We start from the raw sequence: 22,984 nt of genomic DNA on the forward strand, positions 1-22,984 counted from the left end.
TACATCAAACATCCCACATCAATCCTACCTCTTTTCCTCCCAAGGAATATAGATCACTTTTTTGGTCTCAAAATAGTCTTCTTTGAAGTAATCCTGCATGTGATAAACCACGTAAGACTTGTCCAATTCCTCCATTTCCTCATCTACCTCTCCGCCTTTCAGATAGAGGATACCGTTGGCAAATTCGCTTACATCTTCCTTACGGATTTTATTTTTCACCCAAGGATAAAAATTAGCCATTCGAGTCACTGCCCGACTGATCACAAAGTCATATTTTCTGACCAATTCCTCAGCTCTAGCTTGCTGCGCTTCTACATTGGTAAGTCCTAACTGCTTCACCACGTCCTTTACTACCGTGATCTTTTTACCAATAGAATCAACCAAATGGAAATGCGTCTCAGGAAACATGATAGCAAGAGGAATTCCTGGAAAACCGCCTCCAGTACCAATATCAAGTATTTTGGTATCCGGCTCGAAAGGCATCACTTTGACTATCCCTAAGGAATGCAGCACATGGTGCACATAGAAATGCTCCATATCCTTGCGGGAGATCACGTTGATTTTCGAGTTCCAATCTTCGTATAGCTCCTGAAGTTTGTCGAATTGCGCTAGCTGAACCTCAGTAAGGTCTGGGAAATAAGACTGGATAAGTTGAGTACCGGAGTTCATTAAATGTGTTTTTCTTTGCCTGCGGCAATTTCGTACAGTAATTCTCTGGAGCGGTGAAGTTGTGCTTTCACTGTCCCTAGTGGTTTTTCCAATTCTTGTGCTATCTCTTCATAAGACAGCTCGTCAAAGTATCGTAGTTGTACGAGTTTTCTATATTTAGCAGGAAGTTTATCTACAAAGATCCTCACCATCTCGATACGCTGCGTACGGATGAATTCATCCTGCGGATTGTTATCATCATCTTCCACATCGATAGTCACGGAGTTCCCTCCGTCATCCGACATGGTTGTGTTCAAGCTCATCGTTTTGAGCTTCTTCTTTCGGATAAAGTCAATGGTGTTATTCGTGGCAATTCTAAAAAGCCAGGTAGAAAATGTATAGTCTTTTTTGAAGCGATGCAGATTTTTGAAAGCTTTGGCGAAAGCCTCCATCGTCAGATCCTCAGCATCATCAGCATCTCGGATCATTTTCAAGATCATGTAATAAACGGCCTTTTTGTAGCGCTTCATCAAAGAAGCGTATGCTTGCTGATCCTGGTGCTGTACTGCCTGATCGATTAGCTCAAAATCTTCGAGTGCTTTCTTAGAAAAACCGCGTTCGTTTATTTCCATTGGATGTCTTTTGCCTGGTGGGATATAGTCCCTAAAATCCAAAAGTAACCTAAATACAAGAAATCAAGCATCCAGATGTTTTTCGGTGGTTTAGTTCCTTGGATCTTCTTTTCTGCCGCTTTGAAGATTCGAACAACAAGAATAGATCTCAATAGGATAATACCGAAAACAACGGAAAAATGTTCCCAGCTTTCCGCTAAACCGAAATAAATAAGCAATCCTACCCCTCCAATCCAGAATAATGCATGAGAAAAGGTATATAATCCAATCTTTCTCTTGTCTTCACTCCGGTAATACTTTCCAGCATTCATATGCCTTTTCTTTTGAATCAAGTATTCCTTACTGGTCTCTTTTGGCTTGGAAATCGTATTTGCTTCAGGATCTAAAACAATCGTAGTATTTCGCCCACTGGCATACTGATTAATAAAAAGATCATCGTCCCCACCTTCTATATGCCAAAGTCCTTTGAATGCTTTTACCTCCATAAAGAACTCTTTGCGGTAGCATAAATTCCTTCCAATTCCCATGAAAGGTCTTCTCCATAGTCCAAAGGACATGTAATAAAGTGCTGTAAGTAAGGTTTCGAATTGAATCCAGTTATTCAAAAAGCCAGGTTTTTGTTCATATCCTGAGAAACCAACTGCAAAGGTTTTGTTGTGATTTCTAACAGGCGCAGTCATTTTCCGAATCCATTGATCAGTTTGCGGCAGACAATCTGCATCAGTCAACAGAATAATATCGTTTTTGGCGACTTTGATACCAAGGGTGAGTGCGTACTTCTTTGCGGTCACGTGCGCCGGTGTGTATTTGACCGTGACAGATCGGAGCTTTGGATAGATCTCCATCATTTTCTCCAGCAATCTCTTGGTACTATCGGAGGAGCGATCGTTGACTACCATTACATCAAAAACAGGGTAATCTTGTTCGAATATCTTGGGAATGAGTGTCTTAAGATTAGAAAACTCATTGTGAGCACAAATGACCACGGTCACCCCTTCTTCATTTGGCGAAGTAGATTGAGATTTATTGCCCGGGTAAAAGGCAGTCTTACCAAAAATAAATAACAGGTAAACTACCTGAACAAGTATTCCGATACCGAAGAATAACCAAAGTAAAAATAGGCCCATAGGTCAATTTTGCTGCGCAAATATAAAATCAAAATCAGCAAACCATTTAAGAATAAGCGTATATTTTTGTGGGCTGAACGGGACAGTCTGTAGAATGTCTCTCCAGCAACCATTTATAGATATGAAGTTTACCTTAGAATATAGTGATTCCAAAAGCAAAGCCAGAGCAGGTGTAGTAAGAACCGATCATGGTGATATTCAGACACCTATTTTTATGCCCGTGGGCACTGCCGGTTCTGTGAAGGCCGTTCATCAGCGGGAATTGGATCAGGATATCAAGGCACAAATCATCCTTGGAAACACCTATCATTTATATTTGAGACCAGGACTTGACGTGCTGGAAAAAGCTGGAGGACTCCATAAATTCAATGGCTGGGAGAAGCCAATCTTGACAGATAGCGGTGGATACCAGGTTTTTTCTCTTTCTGGAACGCGCAAAATCAAGGAAGACGGCGTGATGTTCAAGTCACACATCGATGGCTCCAAACATCATTTCACTCCAGAGAATGTCATGGATATTCAGCGCACAATCGGTGCTGATATCATTATGGCCTTTGATGAATGTACGCCATATCCATGTGAATATGGCTATGCGAGAAATTCCATGGAGATGACTCATCGCTGGTTGACGCGCTGTATTGGCAGATTTGATGAGACGGAAGGAAAGTATGGCTACAATCAAACGCTCTTCCCTATAGTACAGGGATCTGTTTATAAGGATTTGCGTAAGCAAAGTGCGGAATTCATCGCATCGACCAACCAACAGGGAAATGCAATCGGTGGACTTTCTGTAGGAGAGCCAGCCGAAATGATGTACGAGATGACGGAATTAGTCACTGATATTTTACCTAAGGACAAGCCACGCTATTTGATGGGTGTGGGTACTCCAGCGAATATTCTGGAATGCATCGCTCTCGGTGTGGATATGTTTGACTGCGTAATGCCGACTCGTAATGCCCGAAACGGCATGCTTTTCACTTCTGAAGGATTTATCAATATTCGGAACGAAAAGTGGAAAGATGACTTTACCGGTATCGATCCAGCAATCGGTGGCTACGTGAGCACCTTTTATTCCAAAGCATATTTGAGGCATTTAACGATAAGCAAGGAGATATTGGCAGCTCAAATTGCCAGTATTCATAACCTGAGTTTTTACCTTTGGCTCGTTGGCCAAGCTAGAGAACATATCCTAGCAGGCGATTTTGCCGTTTGGAAGGATCAAATGGTAAAGAAAGTGAGCACCAGACTCTAATATGAAGATACTCGACAAACTGATCATCAAGGATTTTCTCAAGACCTACTTCTTCGTAGTGGTCATGCTGATTCTGGTGGTTTTGGTTTTGGATTTCACAGAGAAGAATGATTCCTACATCCGAAACGATGTTCCTTCTGGAGAGATATTCAAGTACATGATTAATTATGGATTGTATTTGAATAACCTATTGACTCCTATCACGGTCTTTATCTCTGTTATTTTTATCACTTCCAAAATGGCTGGAAGAACTGAGATCATTGCCATTCTGAGCAGCGGAGTAAGTTTCATGAGAATGCTAAGGCCCTTTCTTTTTGCTGCAAGCATGATCGGTGGCGTGAGTTTTCTATTGAATGGTTGGGTCCTGCCTGGAGCAACAGAAGGAGTAACAAAGTTCCGAATCACCTATTTAGATAAAGAAAAAACATCTTCTGAATCCAATCTTCATATCAAAGTAGGCACAGATTCTTATGCATATATCAGCCGATTTTATAACACTTCAAATACTGCTTACACTTTCACTCTAGAGACAATAAAAGATGGTGAATTATTGGCGAAGCTTTCTGCAGACCGAATTGAATGGGACACAGCCAAGCACGTATGGACACTTCACAATTGGAGACTTAGAGAACTACAGGAGCGCGAAGAAATTTACACAGTAGGCGAAGAACTCGATACTACTCTATCCATTACACCAGCAGATTTCGATGTTCCGCCCAATCATCACGAAACCTTAAAACTTCCGGAACTTGGTAAACAGATAAAGATCTTGGAAGAGCGGGGAGCAGACAATGTTGGTTTTTATAAAATTGAACGCTATGTGCGCTTCATGTCTCCTTTTGCCGCAATCATTTTAACTTTTATAGGCGTGATCATGTCCGCCAGAAAAACCCGAGGAGGGTCTGGTTTCCAAATTGCGATGGGCTTTTTGCTTGCATTTGTATACATCATCTTATTTATCCTGTCAAGAACTTTTGCTGAAAATGGTGCCGCTTATCCCATCTTCGCAGTCTGGCTACCTAATATTATTTTTGGTTTAACAGGTCTTCTACTCTACAAAACAGTTCCACGCTAAATGAACCCTACGATCAAGGATTACTTGATGCTTCATTTGATTGTTCTCATTTGGGGTTTCACCGCTATTCTGGGTTTGCTGATCAGCCTGCCTGCTATAGAATTGGTGTTTTACAGAACCTTGATTGCAGCCATTGGAGTTGCAGGTCTTTTTCTCCTAAAAAAGAAAAACTTACTCATGCCTTTTCCAGACATGATCAAAGTCACCGGGGTAGGTTTTGTCATTGCCATGCACTGGATCCTATTTTTCTGGTCAGCACGGGTTTCTACAGCTTCTGTATGCTTAGCTGGAATGGCCACAACGTCACTTTGGACTGCTTTCGTGGAACCACTATTCAATCGCACCAAAATCAAATGGTATGAGGTTGGGCTTGGTCTGATGGTAATTTCAGGCCTTTTGGTGATTTTCAGTTTTGAGTCAGGTTATTGGCTTGGGATAAGCATGGCGTTGGGCTCAGCATTTTTGGCAGCGATTTTCTCAGTACTTAATGGAAAGCTAGCACACAAACACCATCCTTACCAGATCACTTTCTACGAGATGGCAGGAGCCTGTTTGTTTACGCTTCTCTTTATGCCGATCTATTCTAATTTCATGACAGAAGAAGGACTCCAGCTTACCTGGGTTGGTTACGACTGGTTTTGGCTATTTATACTTGGAGGGGTTTGTACGGTGTACGCTTTTTCCGTTTCTGTGGAATTGATGAAGAGACTTTCAGTCTTTTCGATCAACCTAACCGTAAACCTTGAGCCAGTTTACGGAATAATTTTGGCCGTTTTGATTTTTGGAGAAAGCGAAAAAATGACACCACAGTTTTACTTAGGGACTGGAATTATTCTGGTGTCAGTGCTGACTTACCCTGTACTGAATTATATAAATAAAAGAAGGAAGCCAGTGAGACCGCTGGGGTGAAAGATTCTAAAGCGTTGTAATATCTTTCAGAGTGGCCAGACCCATAGTTAATTCATCCTTTGATATTTCCCCTATTTTTTCGATTAGCCTATCTTTAGATATGGATCGAATTTGAAAAACCATCAGTTCAGACTCCAGTTTCAAACCATTGCTATTTGATGGTTTTAAAATTGGGTTTCCCTGATAGTTTTTGATTTTGGAGGTTAAAGGAGCCGTAATCACTACTTGCAAGAATTTGTTCATCAGATCACCACTTAGGATCACGACAGGCCTTCGTCCGGCTTGCTCAGAACCTATCACAGGACTGAGATCAGACATCCAGATATCACCCTGCTTCATCTTCGATTTGCTTTAGATAATATTCCATTCCTTCTTCTGCCACCATTAGAATGTCATCATCCTGAGCTGCTTTTTTGTAGGATTTGACATATTCAGCTCTTTTTAGATGATCCAAATAGAGATTCAGCGCATTTTCCATCAATTTATTCTTTGGCAGAGAAAGCTTTTTAGCATAATCGGCGAGCCTTTGAAGGAGGTCGTCGGGAAGTGTACTAGTGTAAGTTGCCATTGCGTTTTATATTTATGATTTACAAATATAAATAACAAAACTCTGAACCCACAATCTGACTAACTCTTTTATTTTTAGTATTTTATAATAATTCCTCAAATTTAAAATAGCTCTCATCCCAATTAATCTTACTCGGCTTCTCATCAAAAAGTCCAAAAACCGAAGAACCCGAACCTGACATAGCAGCATAATAAGCTCCATTTTCATAAAGCTTCTCCTTTATAGCTGCGATCTCGGGGTGATTAGGGAAAATGCTTGCCTCGAAGTCATTCACTAGCTCGTTTCTCCATCTACTTTTGTCAGCCAAAACTTCTTCTAGTTTCACTTTTGGCGAAGCTGGAGTCACTCCTGCATAAGCCTCTTTGGTACCAATGTGAATGCCCGGATTGATCAAAACCAGATGAGTCCCTTTCAAGTCTAATTCCATCGGTTCCAAAAGCTCTCCTCTCCCTCTAGCGATTTTCGGAGTATTTTCTATAAAGAAAGCGCAGTCAGATCCGAGTTGGGCAGCATATTCTTCGAGAAAGAAATCGTCTAAGATCAAATCAAAGAGATTGTTCATCATAGTCAGCGCAAACGCTGCGTCCGCAGAACCGCCACCCAATCCCGCTCCCATTGGGATGTTTTTGTGCAAATGAATGGCAAGATGAGGCAAGTTTGGAAAGTCTTTCTTTAGAAGCTGATAGGCCTTCAGGATAAGATTGTCTTTGGAATCCCCAGGAACTTCAAGTCCAGTAGTAGTAAAAGTTGTTTTCTTAGAATCAATGATCATTTCCAGAACATCCAAAAGAGGAATAGGGATCATGCAGCTCTCTATATCGTGGAATCCATCTTTCCTTTTGGAAGTAATATGAAGTCCTAAGTTGATCTTAGCGTTTGGAAATGAAATCATTGAATTGAATGTTTGGTCAAAAATAGAATAAAAATCAGGGGTTTTGAAGTTTTCTCCAATTGAGAATTCGGTAAAAAATCTAGCATCTATTGAAGTAAATGTGGTATATCATTTTTCTTATTAAAAAAAAGAGAATAACTTTTGCGTTAAGTTGAAGAAACTTGAAATCAGTACAAAATTTTGAGAATCGAAAATTTAGACAAATCATTTGCTGTAAAACAGGGGTAATTAGTGGGTATTGAAGATTTTTATTTTGAAAAAATAAATTTTTCCTGCATTTTTTATCTGAGTAACTTGAAAAATGTAAAATTAAATATTGTAAGTCTGAAAATTCGGTTTTAAGTTTGTCATGTACTTCGGCATCAAGTCGAGGGTAAGCTCGAAAAACAGTATGTATAAAGTAGTCATTTTGCTAAGCGTAATTATTCTCATTGGATTTTAAATGTGAGGCACTAGACTATTCTTTATAAATGAAATAAAAAAAAAATCTGAAGTGCCTCACTAACCTGAGGCACTTTTTTTATACCCCATGAATATGACCCTGAAAAAACACAGTTGGGAAATAAGCGACAATGACGAGCATCCAGCAGGTAAAGCCATGCTTTACGCTACTGGTATGAGCGATAAGAAAATGAAACAGCCATTTGTAGGGATAGCCAGTTGTGGTTATGAAAGTAACCCCTGCAACATGCACTTGAACGACTTTGCCGGTCTGATCAAAGCCTCCTCTCAGGAGCATGATCTGACCGGTTTGGTTTTTAATACCATCGGGATCTCTGACGGAACCACTATGGGTACGCTAGGAATGCGTTATTCATTGGTTTCAAGAGAAATCATCGCTGATTCTATCGAGTCTTTTATCATCGGTCACTCGTTCGATGGTTGCGTATCTGTGGCTGGCTGTGATAAGAATATGCCAGGAGCAGTAATGGGAATGATACGTACTGACAGACCGGGAATTTTGGTTTATGGCGGTACCATCGCCTCGGGTAATTATAAGGGAGAAAAACTGAACATCGTCTCAGCATTCGAAGCATTCGGAAAAAGAGTCAATGGCAACATCTCTGACGAGGACTATGATGGCGTGATGCGCAACTCATGTCCTGGACAAGGCGCTTGCGGCGGAATGTACACTGCAAACACCATGTCTTCTGCAATTGAAGCAATGGGCATGTCTTTGCCTTACTCGTCTTCCTATCCGGCCAACTCTCCAGAGAAACTTAGAGAATGTCGTGAAGTAAATAAATACATGAGAGTCCTTTTAGAAAAGGACATTAAACCTAGCGATATCATCACTAGAAAAAGTATAGAAAATGCAGTTACTGTTGCGATCGCTTTAGGCGGAAGTACTAATGCGGTGATGCACATCATCGCGATAGCAAGAACCGCCAAGGTGGATTTTAACATCGAAGACTTCAAAGCAATCAATGCGAAGACTCCAATGCTTGGTGATTTCAAACCATCTGGGAAATTCATGATGGAAGACCTTCACGAGCAAGGCGGCGTTCCGGCATTCATGAAGTACATGTTGCAAAACGGATTCCTGCATGGAGACTGTATGACTGTGACTGGGAAAACAATAGAAGAAAATCTTAAAGATATAGAACCAGTGACTGTCTCTATGGTGAATGTAATTCATCCATTAGAAACTCCTATTAAAGCTACTGGACACTTATGTATTCTTGATGGCAATTTGGCACCGGAAGGAGCCGTAGCTAAAATCACAGGTAAGGAAGGCAATGCCTTTACTGGCCCAGCTCATGTATTTGATTCAGAGCAAGAGGCAAACGATGCAATCCGAGATCACAAGGTGCAAAAAGGCGAAGTTCTTGTAATTAGAAATATCGGCCCAAAAGGTGGTCCTGGAATGCCAGAAATGCTGAAACCTACTTCAATGATTATTGGAGCTGGATTAGGAGCAGACGTAGCCTTGATCACAGATGGAAGATTTTCTGGGGGCACACACGGATTTGTAGTAGGACACGTTACTCCAGAAGCTTGGTGTGGCGGGCCAATTGGATTGGTACAGAATGGAGATATTATAACTATAGATGCTGTAGGATTGAAGCTTTCTGTAGCCGTCTCTGATGAAGAGTTAGCTGAAAGAAAGAAATCCTGGAAGCAGAAGGACATTTCCGACTTGCAGGGAACATTGAAAAAATACAACAAATTAGTATCGACCGCATCCGAAGGCTGCGTAACAGACAAATTCTAACCCATGAAGGATTCAATGATAAGAGGAGCTGACATCGTTGTTAGATCACTCATTGCCGAGAATGCGGAAATAATCTTCGGGTATCCCGGAGGGGCAATAATGCCAGTTTATGATGCATTACATGATTATCATGATCAGCTAAGGCATGTCCTGACACGCCATGAGCAAGGAGCGATCCATGCTGCGCAAGGATATGCTAGAGTATCTGGTAAAGTTGGAGTCTGTATTGCCACTTCAGGACCAGGCGCTACTAATTTGATTACAGGTTTGGCAGATGCTCAAATCGATAGTACACCTTTGGTTTGTATCACGGGACAAGTTGCTTCTCACTTACTTGGTACAGATGCTTTTCAAGAAACTGACGTAGTAGGCATCTCTATGCCCGCGACTAAGTGGAATATCCAAGTCAGAAGAGTAGAAGATATTGCGTCAGCTATCGCCAAAGGCTTTTATATAGCCAAGTCAGGAAGACCAGGACCAGTATTGATTGATATCACTAAAGATGCCCAGACTAATTTTGGTGAGTTCAATTACAGCAAATGCTTAGGTTTCAGATCCTATAGAACGCATATTCCTGTGGAGAAAACGGCGATTCAAGAAGCTGCCTTTTTGATCAATATGGCTAAAAGACCATATTTGCTTTTTGGTCAAGGAGTAGTTTTGGGAGAAGCTGAGGAAGAATTGAAAGCATTCTTGGATAAGTCTGGCATACCTGCTGCATCTACTTTGCTTGGATCAGGTGCCCTTTCTGAGGATCACCCAAACTATGTAGGTAAACTTGGAATGCATGGAAACTATGCTCCAAATTTACTTACAAATCAATGCGACGTTTTGATCGCAGTTGGGATGAGATTTGATGACCGGGTGACTGGTGATTTGAAGCGCTACGCGAAGCAAGCAAAAGTAATTCATCTTGAACTTGACCCTGCGGAAATCAATAAGATCGTAAAGTGTGAGGTAGCCGTACTTGGTAGCTGTAAAGATAGCCTGAGCCTACTTGCTGACGCTGTTAATGTAAATGCTTATCCAGACTGGATGGCAAAATTCCAAGAGTTGGCTGACCAAGAGAATGCGACTGTGATTCAACCTGATTTGAAGCCCACCAAGCCTGGTTTGACCATGGGAGAAGTGATTCACCAAATCAACCAATACAAAGCAGATGACGCAATATTAGTAACTGACGTTGGTCAGCATCAAATGATTGCTTGGAGATATTTCAATTACAAAAAACCAAGAACTCAGGTTACTTCTGGTGGTTTGGGAACTATGGGGTTTGCCCTTCCTGCCGCATTGGGAGCTCAGATGTATGATTTCTCCAGACAGGTAGTTTGCGTAGTTGGCGATGGCGGCATTCAGATGACTATCCAAGAATTGGGTACGATCATGCAAACCAAAGCTCCAGTGAAGATTGTTCTGCTTAACAACAACTTCCTTGGAATGGTAAGACAGTGGCAGCAAATGTTTTTTGACAAACGCTATTCTTTTACCGAACTTGATAACCCTGATTTTGTGAAAATAGCCGAGGCATATAGTATTCAAGCCCAAAAAGTCACCGAACGTGGTGATTTGCAAGAGGCGATTGAAGATATGCTGATTCACGATGGACCTTATTTCCTCGAAGTAGTAGTGGAAAAAGAAGATAATGTATTCCCAATGATTGCCACTGGCTGTTCAGTGGAAGAGGTTAGACTTAGCTAAACCAACCCTATGAAACGATATACCATATTCGTTATTACCGAAAATTTCATCGGTATCCTAAATCGCATCACTATTATTTTTACCCGTAGAGGTATCAATATCGATGCACTTACAGCCTCTGAAAGTCGCCTGGAAGGGATCCATCGGATCACGATAGAGGTGACAGCTTCTGAAGACACGGTCATTCAGCTAGTCAATCAGATCGAAAAAATCATCGATGTGATCAAAGCTTTTTACCATGAGGATGAAAGCGTAGTCTATCAGGAAATCGCATTGTACAAAATTCCTGTTTCGAGATTAGATGGTGGATTGGAGAAAATAATTCGTCAGCATAATGCGAAAATCATTGCAGCAGAACCGGACTTTGTAGTCTTGGAACTGACAGGTCACAAGGAGCAGACGCAGGAATTGCTGGAAATCTTAAAAGGTTATGGCCTCCTGGAATTTGCTAGATCAGGCAGAGTAGCTGTCGCAAAAAGAATGTTGACAATTGACAGTTTTGTCAAATAATAATAAACCAAAAAGGGATTCCGCGGGAACCTATTAAACACTAGTAATAAATAAAAAAGCTCATGAAATTAAAATTCGGCTCAACAGAAGAAAACGTAGTAACTAGGGAAGAATTTCCACTGGAAAAAGCAAGAGAAGTACTCAAGGACGAAGTGATCGCAGTATTAGGTTACGGCGTTCAAGGTCCAGGTCAGGCACTTAACTTGAAAGACAACGGATTCAACGTGATTGTAGGTCAGCGTAAAGGCTCCAAAACTTGGGACAAAGCTGTAGCTGATGGCTGGGTTCCTGGCGAAACACTTTTCGAATTGGAAGAAGCTTGTGAAAAAGGTACTATCCTTCAATTCCTTCTTTCCGATGCTGGTCAGATTGCTCTTTGGCCTACCGTAAAGAAGCACCTTACTCCAGGTAAAGCTTTGTACTTCTCTCACGGTTTCGGTGTGACTTACAAAGACAAAACTGGTATCATTCCGCCAGCTGACGTAGATGTGATCTTGGTAGCTCCAAAAGGTTCTGGTACTTCTTTGAGAAGAATGTTTGTAGAAGGTAGAGGCTTGAACTCTTCTTATGCAATCTATCAGGATGGAACTGGCAAAGCTTATGACCGTGTTGTAGCTCTTGGTATCGGTGTTGGTTCAGGATATTTGTTTGAGACAGATTTCTACCGTGAAGTAACTTCAGATTTGACTGGAGAAAGAGGTACCTTAATGGGCGCTATCCAAGGTATTTTCGCAGCTCAGTACGAAGTACTTAGATCAAATGGTCACAGTCCTTCTGAAGCTTTCAACGAAACAGTGGAAGAATTGACACAGTCATTGATGCCATTGGTAGCTGAAAACGGAATGGACTGGATGTATGCTAACTGCTCCACTACTGCACAAAGAGGTGCTTTGGATTGGTGGAAACCTTTCAGAGATGCTACTAAGCCAGTATTCGAAGAATTATATGCTAGTGTAAAATCTGGACAAGAGGCTCAGAAGTCTATCGACTCTAACTCAAAAGATGATTACAGAGTGAAATTGGAAGCTGAATTGAAAGAATTGAGAGATTCTGAAATGTGGCAGGCAGGTGCTGTGGTCCGTCAATTGAGACCAGAAAATAATTAATATAAAACCCCCAAGAATTATGAGTGAGAAGCTATGGATATTTGACACTACCCTGAGAGATGGGGAGCAAGTACCCGGGTGTCAGCTGAATACCCAGGAGAAAATTGTGGTTGCAAAAGCGCTGGAAGAACTAGGTGTAGATATTATCGAAGCCGGCTTTCCAATTTCGAGTCCAGGAGATTTCAATTCTGTCCTCGAGATTTCAAAGGCAGTATCAAACCCGATTATCTGTGCCCTCTCCAGAGCTGTTGAAAAAGATATCGAAGTAGCGGCTCAGTCCCTCAAATTCGCTAAAAAAGGTAGGATTCACACGGGTATTGGTGTTTCCCCTTATCATATTCAATTCAAACTGCGCTCCACTCCCGAGGATATTATTGCTCGGGGTGTAGCAGCAGTGAAGTTTGCCCGACGATTTGTAGACGACGTGGAGTTTTACGCTGAAGATGCTGGTCGTGCAGACGAAGACTTCTTAAACAAGATCATTGAAGAAGTGATCAAAGCTGGAGCTACTGTGGTCAATATCCCTGATACTACTGGGTATTGTCTTCCAGAGCAATACGGAGCTATTATCGCTAGTTTGAGAAACAATGTTCCAAATATCGATAAAGCAATCATTGCTACCCATTGCCATAATGACCTCGGGATGGCTACTGCCAATACCGTATCTGGTGTGCAACATGGGGCTCGTCAAGTGGAAGTGACTATCAATGGTATTGGTGAAAGAGCAGGGAATACCTCACTGGAAGAAGTGGTCATGGCAATCAAATGTCATAAATCCATTGACGTCCATACTGAAATCGTTACTCCTAGAATCTACAATACAAGCCGATTGGTCTCTAAGTTGATGAATATGCCTGTGCAGCCAAACAAGGCTATTGTAGGAAGAAACGCATTTGCGCATTCATCAGGAATTCACCAAGATGGTGTATTGAAGCACAGAGAAAATTACGAAATCATTGACCCTAAAGATGTGGGTGTCGGTGAGTCAACTATCGTATTGACAGCAAGATCTGGAAGAGCTGCCTTGAAGCATCACTTGGATGCATTAGGAGTAGAATTGGAAGGTGAAGCACTTCGTGAAGTATATGAGGAATTCTTGATCCTTGCTGATAGCAAGAGAGACATTGGCAGAAAAGATCTTTTGGGATTGGTAGGCAAATACGTAGAAGATTCAAATTTCATTGAACTAGGTAAAGTATCCTATTCTTCCAACGGGACTATCCAAGCTCAGGTATCCTTGAAAATTGGTAATGAGGAACATACTTCTACCGCTCATGGCAACGGCCCTGTGGATGCAGTACTTAAGGCAATTGAAAAAAGCGCCAAGCCAGCAGTTGAACTGGAAGAATTCCTAATTCAAGCCATTACACACGGAAGTGATGATGTGGCTAAAGTCCACATGAGATTAATCAAAGGAGACAAGCCTTACTATGGTTTTGCTTCTCATACTGACATCGTTTTGGCATCAGCACAGGCTTTTGTCGATGCACTCAATAAAATACCGGTCAAAGAATACGCGACCGCATAATTATGGAAAAGACAACATTATTTGATAAAATCTGGGATGCTCACGTAGTGAAATCCGTTCCTGCTGGGCCAGATGTATTCTTCATTGATAAGCATTTTATCCATGAAGTAACATCTCCAGTAGCGTTTCTAAATCTGGAAAAGCGTGGAATAGGAGTAAAAAACCCAAGCAGAACAGTTGCTACTCCTGATCACAACGTACCTACTGTAGATCAAGATAAAACTATAAAGGATAAGCTTTCCCGCATGCAGGTAGAAAGACTGCGTGAGAACTGTGCCAAATACGGCATTGAACTTCACGATTTAGGTTCTGCTCATCACGGGATTGTACACGTAATCGGTCCAGAACTCGGCATCACCCAGCCTGGTATGACGATCGTATGTGGCGATAGCCATACTTCTACTCACGGTGCCTTTGGAGCAATTGCTTTTGGTATCGGTACTTCTGAAGTTGAGATGGTTCTTGCTACTCAGTGTATCATGCAGTCCAAAGCCAAGAAAATGAAAATCTCCATTGATGGAGTGGCAGGCAAAGGAGTGACATCTAAAGATTTGATTCTATATGTGATCGCTCAGATCTCTGCTGCTGGCGCTACTGGATACTTTGTGGAATATGCTGGATCTGCTATTCAAAGTCTATCTATGGAAGCAAGAATGACCGTGTGTAACATGTCTATTGAGATGGGTGCACGTGGTGGCTTGATCGCTCCTGATGAGACTACTTTCGAGTATCTAAAAGGTAAAGATTACGCTCCAAAAGGTGAAGACTGGGATAAAGCTGTTGCTTACTGGAAAACTTTGAAAACAGACGAAGGTGCTGTTTTCGACAAAGAATATCACTTCGATGCTGCAGATATCGAGCCGATGATCACCTACGGTACTAATCCAGGTATGGGTATCAAAGTGAAAGGAAATATCCCGACTACTGAAGGAATGGAAGGAAGCAACAAAACTTCTTACCTGAAATCTTTAGCCTATATGGGCTTTGAGCCAGGTGAAGCCATCAAAGGTAAAAAAGTTGATTTCGTCTTCGTAGGATCTTGTACCAACGGAAGAATAGAAGATATCAGATCTGTAGCGGAATATGTAAAAGGCCATAAAAAAGCTGATAACATCACCGCTTGGATCGTACCAGGATCTCGTGAAGTCGAGAAAATGGCACATGAAGAAGGATTGGTGAAAATTCTGGAAGAAGCTGGATTTGAACTTCGTCAACCAGGCTGTTCAGCTTGTCTAGCGATGAATGATGACAAAATTCCTTCTGGAAAATACGCAGTCTCTACTTCCAACAGAAACTTCGAAGGTCGTCAGGGACCTGGAGCTAGAACTATGCTCGCATCTCCTTTGACTGTAGCAGCAGTAGCCATTGCTGGCGTAATCTGCGACCCAAGAGAAGTGTTTCAAAATTAAAAATACGAAGTCAGAAATGGGAAGTACGAGTTTGAATCGGTAAGTAAGGTTTAAGTACCGATCAAATCTTTCAATTTTCCAATCTTCCAATCTTTCAATCAATAAAAAATGGCTTACGATAAATTTACTGTTCTCACGAGCACTGCGGTTCCTTTACCGACAGATAATGTCGATACAGATCAAATCATCCCAGCTCGATTCCTGAAGGCTACTGAGCGTGAAGGTTTCGGCGACAATCTTTTCCGTGACTGGAGATATGATGTAGAAGGCAATCCTAAAAAGGATTTTGTCCTAAACGATCCAACTTACAGCGGTAAAATCTTGGTTTCTGGAAGGAACTTCGGTTCAGGATCTAGTAGAGAGCACGCGGTTTGGGCACTATATGATTATGGATTCAGATGTGTAGTCTCCAGCTTTTTCGCAGATATCTTCAAAAATAATTGCTTAAATATCGGAGTTCTTCCAGTGACAGTTTCTCCTGAGTTTTCTGATAAACTTATGGATGCAATCACTGCAAATCCTGCAACAACTATCACAGTTGATATTCCTTCTCAGAAGATCACATTAGATTCCACTGGTGAATCTGAATCTTTTGATATCAATGAATACAAGAAAGACAATATGCAGAATGGCTTCGACGACATCGACTACTTGTTGAGTATGTCTGAAGAAATCGATGCTTTCGCAGCAGATAAATAAGTGGAAATGACCGCAGGGAAGCGCATTGAAATAATGGATACAACGCTGAGGGATGGAGAACAGACCTCAAGCGTTTCCTTTTTGCCTTCTGAAAAGCTGCAAATCGCTAAACTTTTGCTGGATGAATTGAAGGTGGATCGTATAGAGGTAGCTTCAGCTAGAGTTTCAGATGGAGAATTGGCAGGAGTCCAGAAAATCACCCATTGGGCGGCTGAAAAAGGCTATCTGGACCGGGTAGAGGTTTTGGGTTTTGTGGATACACCAGCTTCGGTGGATTGGCTTGTAAAAGCTGGTGCCAAAGTGATGAATCTACTCACCAAAGGCTCACTGAATCACCTGACTCACCAACTTAAGAAAACTCCAGAGCAGCATTTTGAAGACATACAAAAGAGCATAGAATATGCTCAGGAAAATGGAATCGGCATAAATGTCTACCTCGAAGACTGGTCAAATGGCATGCGTAATTCTCCGGAATATACCATCGATCTGATCGCGTTTTTGACGACGCAACCGGTGAAAAGAATCATGCTCCCGGATACTTTGGGGTTACTTTCTCCAGAGGAAACCAAAACATTTTTCATACAAATCACCAGGGAGTTTCCTGATACACATTTTGATTTCCATGCGCACAATGACTACGATCTTTCTGTCGCCAATGTCATGGAAGCTATCATGCACGGCGCCTCCGGAATTCACACGACAGTAAACGGTCTAGGAGAAAGAGCTGGAAATGCTCCACTTGAATCTGTAGTGGCGGTGATCAAGGATTTTACTGATTTAGAAATCGGTGTGAAAGAGCAAAAAATCTACCGTGTAAGTAAACTGGTAGAGCAATTTTCTGGTCAACATATTCCGGCAAATAAGCCTGTTGTAGGTGAAAATGTATTTACTCAAACTGCAGGAATTCATGCCGACGGAGATAATAAGAAGAACCTTTATTTCAATGACCTTCTCCCTGAGAGATTTGGTCGTCAACGGAAATATGCCCTTGGTAAAACTTCTGGAAAGGCCAATATTCTAAAGAATCTGGAGGAATTGGGAATTTCTTTGGAGAAGGATGAGCTCACTAAAGTGACTCAGCGCATCATCGAACTCGGTGATAAAAAAGAGCGAGTGACTACGGAAGATTTGCCTTACATTATTTCTGATGTGCTTCAGAACAATTCCATTTCCAAAAACATCTATATAGAAGGCTACCACATGACTCATTCTCATGGCCTAAAGCCATCCGTGCAACTTAGACTTAATATTTATGGGAAATCATACGATGCCCATGCTTCTGGAGATGGTCAATATGATGCATTCATGCGTGCTGTAAAAGAGATTTACAAATCCAGAAAAAGACAACTTCCTAAGTTGATCGACTACCATGTCTCTATTCCTCCTGGAGGCAAAACAGATGCTTTTGTGGAGACTGTAGTGACCTGGGATTATGGGAAAATATTTAAAACAAAGGGTTTAGACCCTGATCAAACAGTGGCTGCGATGATGGCCACAGAGAAAATGCTAAACATCGTCGAATCATTCAATCAAACACCAACGAAAGAAGAATCCAAGTTTTATGGAAATGAATATCGCGCTGTTGCCGGGTGACGGCATCGGACCTGAAGTAATCGACCAGGCTGTAAAAGTAGTGAAAGCTATAGGCCAGAAATTCGGACACAAAATCACGTTTACAGAAGCAGTAGTAGGTGCTGCCGCAATTGATGCGACTGGCGAGCCTTATCCAGATGCTACTCACGAAATCGCTGCAGCTTCGGATGCGGTTCTTTTCGGAGCAATCGGAGATCCTAAATATGATAATGATCCTAAAGCAAAAGTTCGTCCTGAGCAAGGATTGTTGTTGATGCGTCAGAAACTTGGCTTGTTTGCCAATGTTCGCCCAACTTTCACTTTTCCTTCATTGGTGCACAAATCTCCTTTGAAATTGGATCGTGTGGATGGTGTGGATTTGGTGTTCTTCAGAGAATTGACTGGCGGGATATACTTCGGCGAGCCAAGAGGAAGAAATGAGCAAGGAACTAAGGCGTTTGATACCAATGTGTACAGCAAGTTTGAGATTGTTCGCTTAGCGAGAATGGGTTTTGAAGCTGCGCAAAAAAGAAGAAAACTCCTGACTTGTGTGGACAAAGCAAATGTAATGGCGACTTCCAGACTATGGAGAGAAACTGTGCAAGAACTTGCTCCGGAATACCCTGATGTCAAGGTAGAATATGAATTCGTAGATGCGGTAGCGATGCGTTTGATCCAGTGGCCAAAAGCATACGATGTCTTGATTACCGAAAACTTATTCGGAGATATCTTGACTGACGAGGCTTCTGTGATCTCAGGATCTATGGGGTTGATGCCATCTGCTTCTTTAGGTTTAGGTGTGAAATTATTCGAGCCAATTCACGGATCTTATCCACAAGCGAAAGGGAAGAATATTGCTAACCCGTTAGCAACGATACTTTCTGCTGCAATGATGTTTGATTATGCTTTTGATCTGAAAGAAGAATCTGAACTAATTTCCAAAGTGGTTAATCTTTCCCTAGAGGAAGGATATGTTACGGAAGATATCGCTGATGGCGGTACAGCTTACAAAACTTCGGAAGTTGGCGACTGGCTAGCTGCTAAGATTTTGGCATAACCTCCAACAGATATACTATAAAAAACCACCTCTTTCAAGGTGGTTTTTTCATTTAAGCATTTTTCAGCTCCTCGATATCAAACTTTTTCATTTTCATAAAAGCCTGAACCACTCGACCGGATCGTTCGGGATCTGACATTAATTCAGAAAGAATTTCAGGGACTATCTGCCAAGACACGCCAAATTTGTCTTTCAACCAGCCACACTGACTTTCCTTCCCTCCTTCTACCAATTTCTCCCAGAAATAATCGATCTGATCCTGATCCCTGCATTCTATTACAAATGAAAGTGCTTCGTTGAAATCAAAATTATGCACAATCGAACTGTCCATAGCCGCAAATAAATTTCCATTGAGTGCAAATTGCGCATGGTTGATTGTTCCATCTTGACCATTAGCATCATTTGCTCCATATCTAGAAATCATCTTGATATTAGAATCTTCAAAGATGCTTGTGTAGAAATTTATTGCCTCTTCGGCTTTTCCAAAATTAGTCCCAGAGAACAATAAAGCTGGAATGAATTTCTGATCAGAAAACTCAGGCTTATCGATAGTGAGCTGCCAAGTGACTCCAAATTCATCCTGCAGCCAACCATACTTTTGGCTCCAAGGATAAGTATCTAGAGGCATCAGCGCTCTTCCGTTTACCATCAATTTATCCCATACTTCCTGAATCTCACCTTCATTTTGAACAATAGTATAAAATGAAATCGCTGGGGTAAACTTAAATTGTGGACCGCCATTGAGACACATAAATTTTTGACCTGCAGCGATAAAAGTCACCACCATAGGGTTTTCTTCATAGATCGCTGAATCCGAAAACACTGAGCAATAAAAATTCGCCGCTTCTTTTGCATTCCCATCAAACCATAAGCATGGATAAATGGGCTTATTCAGGGCATTCACAGACTGATTATCCATTTCTTTCATGTGTTTATATTTGTTTTTGAATGGTCCTCCCGATAGCTCGGGAGGTATTTCGCATGACCGATAATCAACCCGCTATTTGACTTTTTTTCTCATGCTTTATTTCACAGATTTCCTTGAGTTTTCTCAAAGCTTTTGGCCAAATTCCGGTAAAATACTCATCAAATTCCATGGAGGAATCCAAGTCAATCAGGAGTAAGGTATTCTCTCCTTTTTCTTCAAAAGTATATTTCTCATGAGCTCCCTTCCACATTTCTACTTCTTTTCCCTCCATTATTTCCACACCCTCCTTCAGCTCTCCTAAATGCTCAACATCTATATGCTTATTTGGGATATTTTTAATGACTTTGCTCACAAGTCCATTTTGATTTCCTTCTTCACCTAAAGACACGAACAGGATTTTACTTCCCTTTTCCCAAGTCCCTATGTAGGTAGAACCAGGAGAAAATACATCCGTCCATTCTTCATAAGTCGGCTTTTCCAGCATCATTCGATAGACTTCTTTGGGAGTATTTTGTATGAGTATCTCAAAATGCAATCTGACCAATTTGGCTTCTGATTCTGTATAGGTTTTGAAATTATCTAAAATAGACTGCCAACCATTTTTTTGCATTTCTACTGGATTCTCCATTTCAGCATCGAAAGTCTCAGTGACTTCTACTCCATCAGGTACTTTCCTAAAAGAAACTTTCGCATAGCGTCCGTCCTCCATGATGTACGAGTAAAATGAATGCTTTTCCACTTCCTGATATACACCTCCGAAATCGAAGCCCATGCTTCCATCTTTTGCTTCCATTCTAGAAGTAAAACTTCCGCCAGGCTGAAGGTCATTCTCTGCTCTTGGTGTATGCCAGTCAGGGGATGCATTATTCCAATGTATGATATGCTTGGGCTGAGTAAAGTAATCCCAGACTTTTTCTAATGGTGCATCAACAATTGACTTAACGGTAATTTTGGTTTTTTGAGTAGTAGTCATGATTTTCTGATTTATTTTCAAAAATTTACTTTACAAATTTATCTAGTGAAGAAATGATTCTCCCTGTTCAATTCAGACAAATGATGGGCGAAATACGACAGGAAACATTAAATTCAAGTTATGAAATCGAGCATGACTTAAGAGTCACACGCTGAGCTGATTATTAATTATGTGAGATTCCATGTGTCCAAATAAAATCAATTATTCGCACATGAAAAATATTACCATTCTCGTTCCAGAACAATCTGTTTTGCAGGCAATTGCGGATCCTCAATATTGTTTCTCGGCAGTTAATGAATTCTTGGTCAAGTCTGGAGGAGATCCACTTTTTCATGTTGAACTGGTAGGGCTAAACCCAGAGGTCAAATTAAACGACAAACGCTATTCCGTCTTTCCGGATCAACTATTGGCTACCGCAACTGCGCCGGATTTGGTTGTCATCCCTGCACTATTTGGAGATATGAAACAGGCAGTAAAAGCCAATGAAGACTATATTCCGTGGATTAAAGCCCAATATGAAGCTGGAACAGAGATCGCTTCGCTATGTGTAGGAGCATTTCTCCTCGGTGCCACTGGGCTGCTAGATGGTAAAAAATGTTCTACACATTGGGGATTTACAAATCTATTTCGGGAGCTCTATCCCGAAGTGGACGTTCAGGATGGGGCAATAGTAACTGAAGAAAATGGAATATACTCCAGCGGTGGAGCAAATTCTTATTGGAACTTATTACTTCATTTGGTCGAAAAATATGCAGATAGGGAAATAGCGATTTTGACAGCAAAGTATTTCGCCATAGACATAGACCGGGACAGTCAGACTGCCTTCTCCATCTTCAAAGGCCAAAAATCCCACCAGGATGAAGCGGTGAAAAAAGCTCAGGAATACATAGAAAGGAAACTTGAAGAACGCATCACAGTTGATGTACTCGCTGATGAGGTTGCAGTAGGACGTAGAAGCTTCGAGCGTAGATTCAAACGAGTAACCAATAACTCCGTGCTTGAATACATTCAGCGAGTGAAAGTAGAAGCTGCCAAGCGCAGCTTTGAAACCACTATGAAAAACATCACCGAAGTGATGTTCGATGTAGGCTATTCAGACACCAAAGCCTTTCGCACCACATTCAAAAAAATCACTGGCCTTACGCCAATAGAGTACAGAAATAAATATAATAAGTGGGCTAGGATGAATTGAGGTAAAAATTAAGATTCCGGTTTAACCTAATTTTCATTTTGGACAACAGTAAAGTGTATCCTCAAAAAAAGTACAAGAACTATATCCATACTATAAGCAATTCAATAATTCAGAATTATAACTTGAATCGATTTTTTAAACGACCGCACTACTTTTAAACTCAGGTAATACACCCAAACATCTCATCTGGAAATCTTAACTATCCAACACATCCAAGCGCTAGGTAAAGGAGAGCACCTAAAATTTCTAGAATTTCCAGTACCAAAAACCCAAAGTGAAATCTAATCCCGTATATGCCTATTGATGCGGTTTTGATACCCTGAAGTTGCCTTACTTAAAGTGCAGCATTTCGGATAAAAGTTCTATATAAAAGCCTACTCTTGCAATTTCTTATTCTTCAAAAAGTAAAAGGAAACTAATTCTAATATCCTTACTAACAGAGCAACCACTTAAGGTGTCAAAGGACAAGCCTGGGATCATTTCTCTAAATACAGTTCCATTTTTTTTAAAAAATTTCAAGTAAAGACTCCGATTATTTCTAACCGGCTTCGTAGTAGCGGGAATAGGCCTTTTTTTAAATACTGATTCACCACACCTCCCAAGTAAAGGAATACAAAAAAGGGAACAAGTTTGTTGATGAATTCAACGAAAAATATTCTTTCGACTGGTATTAAAAATAAGATACCAATGCTACGCCCTTTTGGCGACTTCATGCTCAATCTAGGTTAATAAAAATCGGAGTAACTCCTCTATCTTAACACACCTACAAATTCGACTTAAGAAGATTAAAAATCAAAATATTTCTCTAGCCATCAACTGCTTTTATCAATCCTGAATTTTAAAAAAACAGAAAACACAATCATTCAATTAGAAAATGACTGATTTTGGAAACCCATGGATTAAGAGTCCTATGATCTCTATTGAAAAAGAACTATACGGAGATTTGTAAGGTCATAGCCTTACAATCATATCAAACAAAGGCTAAACAGAATTA

21 protein-coding genes are annotated in these 22,984 nt (G+C 41.0%); 13 read left to right on the forward strand and 8 right to left on the reverse strand.

Features of this window, described 5'->3' with window-relative positions; translation table 11 throughout:
* Positions 1 to 24 precede the first annotated feature (24 nt).
* The 3 genes from rsmG to ESV85_RS00455 are packed head-to-tail and all read right to left on the reverse strand — an operon-like array spanning position 25 to position 2,407.
* Positions 25 to 669, reverse strand: coding sequence for a 16S rRNA (guanine(527)-N(7))-methyltransferase RsmG (rsmG, locus tag ESV85_RS00445; protein WP_146914325.1), 645 nt, complete (start codon positions 667 to 669; stop codon positions 25 to 27).
* Positions 669 to 1,280 carry a sigma-70 family RNA polymerase sigma factor gene (locus ESV85_RS00450; RefSeq protein ID WP_092899014.1) on the reverse strand — a complete coding sequence of 204 codons (612 nt, stop codon included), beginning with the start codon at positions 1,278 to 1,280 and terminating at the stop codon, positions 669 to 671. The genes rsmG and ESV85_RS00450 overlap by 1 nt, the downstream gene beginning before the upstream one ends.
* Positions 1,271 to 2,407 carry a glycosyltransferase gene (locus ESV85_RS00455; RefSeq protein WP_146914326.1) on the reverse strand — a complete coding sequence of 379 codons (1,137 nt, stop codon included), beginning with the start codon at positions 2,405 to 2,407 and terminating at the stop codon, positions 1,271 to 1,273. The genes ESV85_RS00450 and ESV85_RS00455 overlap by 10 nt, the downstream gene beginning before the upstream one ends.
* A 121-nt stretch (positions 2,408 to 2,528) precedes the next feature.
* On the opposite strand from ESV85_RS00455, the gene tgt reads away from it, so the two are divergent.
* Genes tgt through ESV85_RS00470 form a run of 3 tightly spaced genes read left to right on the forward strand, consistent with a single transcriptional unit; the run spans position 2,529 to position 5,643 of the window.
* Positions 2,529 to 3,659, forward strand: coding sequence for a tRNA guanosine(34) transglycosylase Tgt (gene tgt / locus ESV85_RS00460; protein WP_146914327.1), 1,131 nt, complete (start codon positions 2,529 to 2,531; stop codon positions 3,657 to 3,659).
* Between the two features lies 1 nt (position 3,660).
* Complete coding sequence (locus tag ESV85_RS00465; RefSeq protein ID WP_146914328.1) at positions 3,661 to 4,734, forward strand: LptF/LptG family permease; 1,074 nt, start codon at positions 3,661 to 3,663, stop codon at positions 4,732 to 4,734.
* The gene (locus tag ESV85_RS00470) at positions 4,735 to 5,643 is read left to right on the forward strand and encodes a DMT family transporter (RefSeq protein ID WP_146914329.1); all 909 of its coding nucleotides are present in this window, start codon (positions 4,735 to 4,737) and stop codon (positions 5,641 to 5,643) included. It begins immediately after the preceding gene.
* A gap of 6 nt (positions 5,644 to 5,649) precedes the next feature.
* Here the strand turns inward: ESV85_RS00470 and ESV85_RS00475 are convergent, their stop codons facing one another.
* The 3 genes from ESV85_RS00475 to ispE form a co-directional block, all read right to left on the reverse strand.
* A complete protein-coding gene (locus ESV85_RS00475; RefSeq protein WP_146914330.1) occupies positions 5,650 to 5,982 on the reverse strand; it encodes a type II toxin-antitoxin system PemK/MazF family toxin in 333 nt (110 codons plus the stop codon).
* On the reverse strand, positions 5,969 to 6,211 hold the full coding sequence (locus ESV85_RS00480) for a CopG family transcriptional regulator (protein WP_146914331.1): 243 nt from the start codon (positions 6,209 to 6,211) through the stop codon (positions 5,969 to 5,971). The genes ESV85_RS00475 and ESV85_RS00480 overlap by 14 nt, the downstream gene beginning before the upstream one ends.
* A gap of 82 nt (positions 6,212 to 6,293) precedes the next feature.
* Positions 6,294 to 7,103 (reverse strand): 4-(cytidine 5'-diphospho)-2-C-methyl-D-erythritol kinase, encoded by an 810-nt coding sequence (ispE, locus tag ESV85_RS00485; RefSeq protein ID WP_146914332.1) that lies wholly within the window; start codon positions 7,101 to 7,103, stop codon positions 6,294 to 6,296.
* 535 nt (positions 7,104 to 7,638) lie between these two features.
* Between ispE and ilvD the strand changes: the two genes are divergently transcribed.
* From ilvD to leuB, 9 genes are all read left to right on the forward strand, one after another.
* Positions 7,639 to 9,318: a dihydroxy-acid dehydratase gene (ilvD, locus tag ESV85_RS00490; protein WP_146914333.1), complete on the forward strand. Its 1,680-nt coding sequence runs from the start codon at positions 7,639 to 7,641 to the stop codon at positions 9,316 to 9,318.
* 3 nt (positions 9,319 to 9,321) lie between these two features.
* A complete protein-coding gene (ilvB, locus tag ESV85_RS00495) occupies positions 9,322 to 11,016 on the forward strand; it encodes a biosynthetic-type acetolactate synthase large subunit (protein ID WP_223275875.1) in 1,695 nt (564 codons plus the stop codon).
* A gap of 9 nt (positions 11,017 to 11,025) precedes the next feature.
* Positions 11,026 to 11,526, forward strand: coding sequence for an acetolactate synthase small subunit (gene ilvN / locus ESV85_RS00500; RefSeq protein WP_057939693.1), 501 nt, complete (start codon positions 11,026 to 11,028; stop codon positions 11,524 to 11,526).
* A 62-nt stretch (positions 11,527 to 11,588) separates the two neighbouring features.
* Positions 11,589 to 12,632 carry a ketol-acid reductoisomerase gene (gene ilvC, locus ESV85_RS00505; RefSeq protein WP_146914334.1) on the forward strand — a complete coding sequence of 348 codons (1,044 nt, stop codon included), beginning with the start codon at positions 11,589 to 11,591 and terminating at the stop codon, positions 12,630 to 12,632.
* A gap of 19 nt (positions 12,633 to 12,651) precedes the next feature.
* Entirely contained in the window at positions 12,652 to 14,160 is a 1,509-nt protein-coding gene (locus ESV85_RS00510) for a 2-isopropylmalate synthase (RefSeq protein WP_146914335.1), read from the forward strand.
* 2 nt (positions 14,161 to 14,162) lie between these two features.
* Entirely contained in the window at positions 14,163 to 15,569 is a 1,407-nt protein-coding gene (leuC, locus tag ESV85_RS00515) for a 3-isopropylmalate dehydratase large subunit (protein WP_146914336.1), read from the forward strand.
* A gap of 108 nt (positions 15,570 to 15,677) precedes the next feature.
* On the forward strand, positions 15,678 to 16,268 hold the full coding sequence (gene leuD, locus ESV85_RS00520; RefSeq protein WP_146914337.1) for a 3-isopropylmalate dehydratase small subunit: 591 nt from the start codon (positions 15,678 to 15,680) through the stop codon (positions 16,266 to 16,268).
* 6 nt (positions 16,269 to 16,274) lie between these two features.
* The gene (locus ESV85_RS00525) at positions 16,275 to 17,861 is read left to right on the forward strand and encodes an alpha-isopropylmalate synthase regulatory domain-containing protein (protein WP_146914338.1); all 1,587 of its coding nucleotides are present in this window, start codon (positions 16,275 to 16,277) and stop codon (positions 17,859 to 17,861) included.
* Positions 17,830 to 18,897 carry a 3-isopropylmalate dehydrogenase gene (gene leuB / locus ESV85_RS00530; RefSeq protein ID WP_146914339.1) on the forward strand — a complete coding sequence of 356 codons (1,068 nt, stop codon included), beginning with the start codon at positions 17,830 to 17,832 and terminating at the stop codon, positions 18,895 to 18,897. Before ESV85_RS00525 ends, leuB begins: the two co-directional genes overlap by 32 nt.
* Positions 18,898 to 18,949: 52 nt before the next feature.
* Here leuB and ESV85_RS00535 read toward each other — a convergent pair whose 3' ends face one another.
* A complete protein-coding gene (locus ESV85_RS00535) occupies positions 18,950 to 19,825 on the reverse strand; it encodes a VOC family protein (protein WP_223275876.1) in 876 nt (291 codons plus the stop codon).
* A 64-nt stretch (positions 19,826 to 19,889) separates the two neighbouring features.
* Entirely contained in the window at positions 19,890 to 20,798 is a 909-nt protein-coding gene (locus ESV85_RS22705; protein ID WP_146914340.1) for an SRPBCC domain-containing protein, read from the reverse strand.
* 211 nt (positions 20,799 to 21,009) lie between these two features.
* Between ESV85_RS22705 and ESV85_RS00545 the strand changes: the two genes are divergently transcribed.
* Complete coding sequence (locus ESV85_RS00545; protein WP_146914341.1) at positions 21,010 to 21,990, forward strand: GlxA family transcriptional regulator; 981 nt, start codon at positions 21,010 to 21,012, stop codon at positions 21,988 to 21,990.
* Positions 21,991 to 22,984: the final 994 nt, after the last annotated feature.

Origin of the sequence: Algoriphagus aquimarinus, assembly GCF_007997215.1 — a bacterium.
In the GTDB taxonomy this organism is placed as follows: domain Bacteria; phylum Bacteroidota; class Bacteroidia; order Cytophagales; family Cyclobacteriaceae; genus Algoriphagus; species Algoriphagus aquimarinus_A.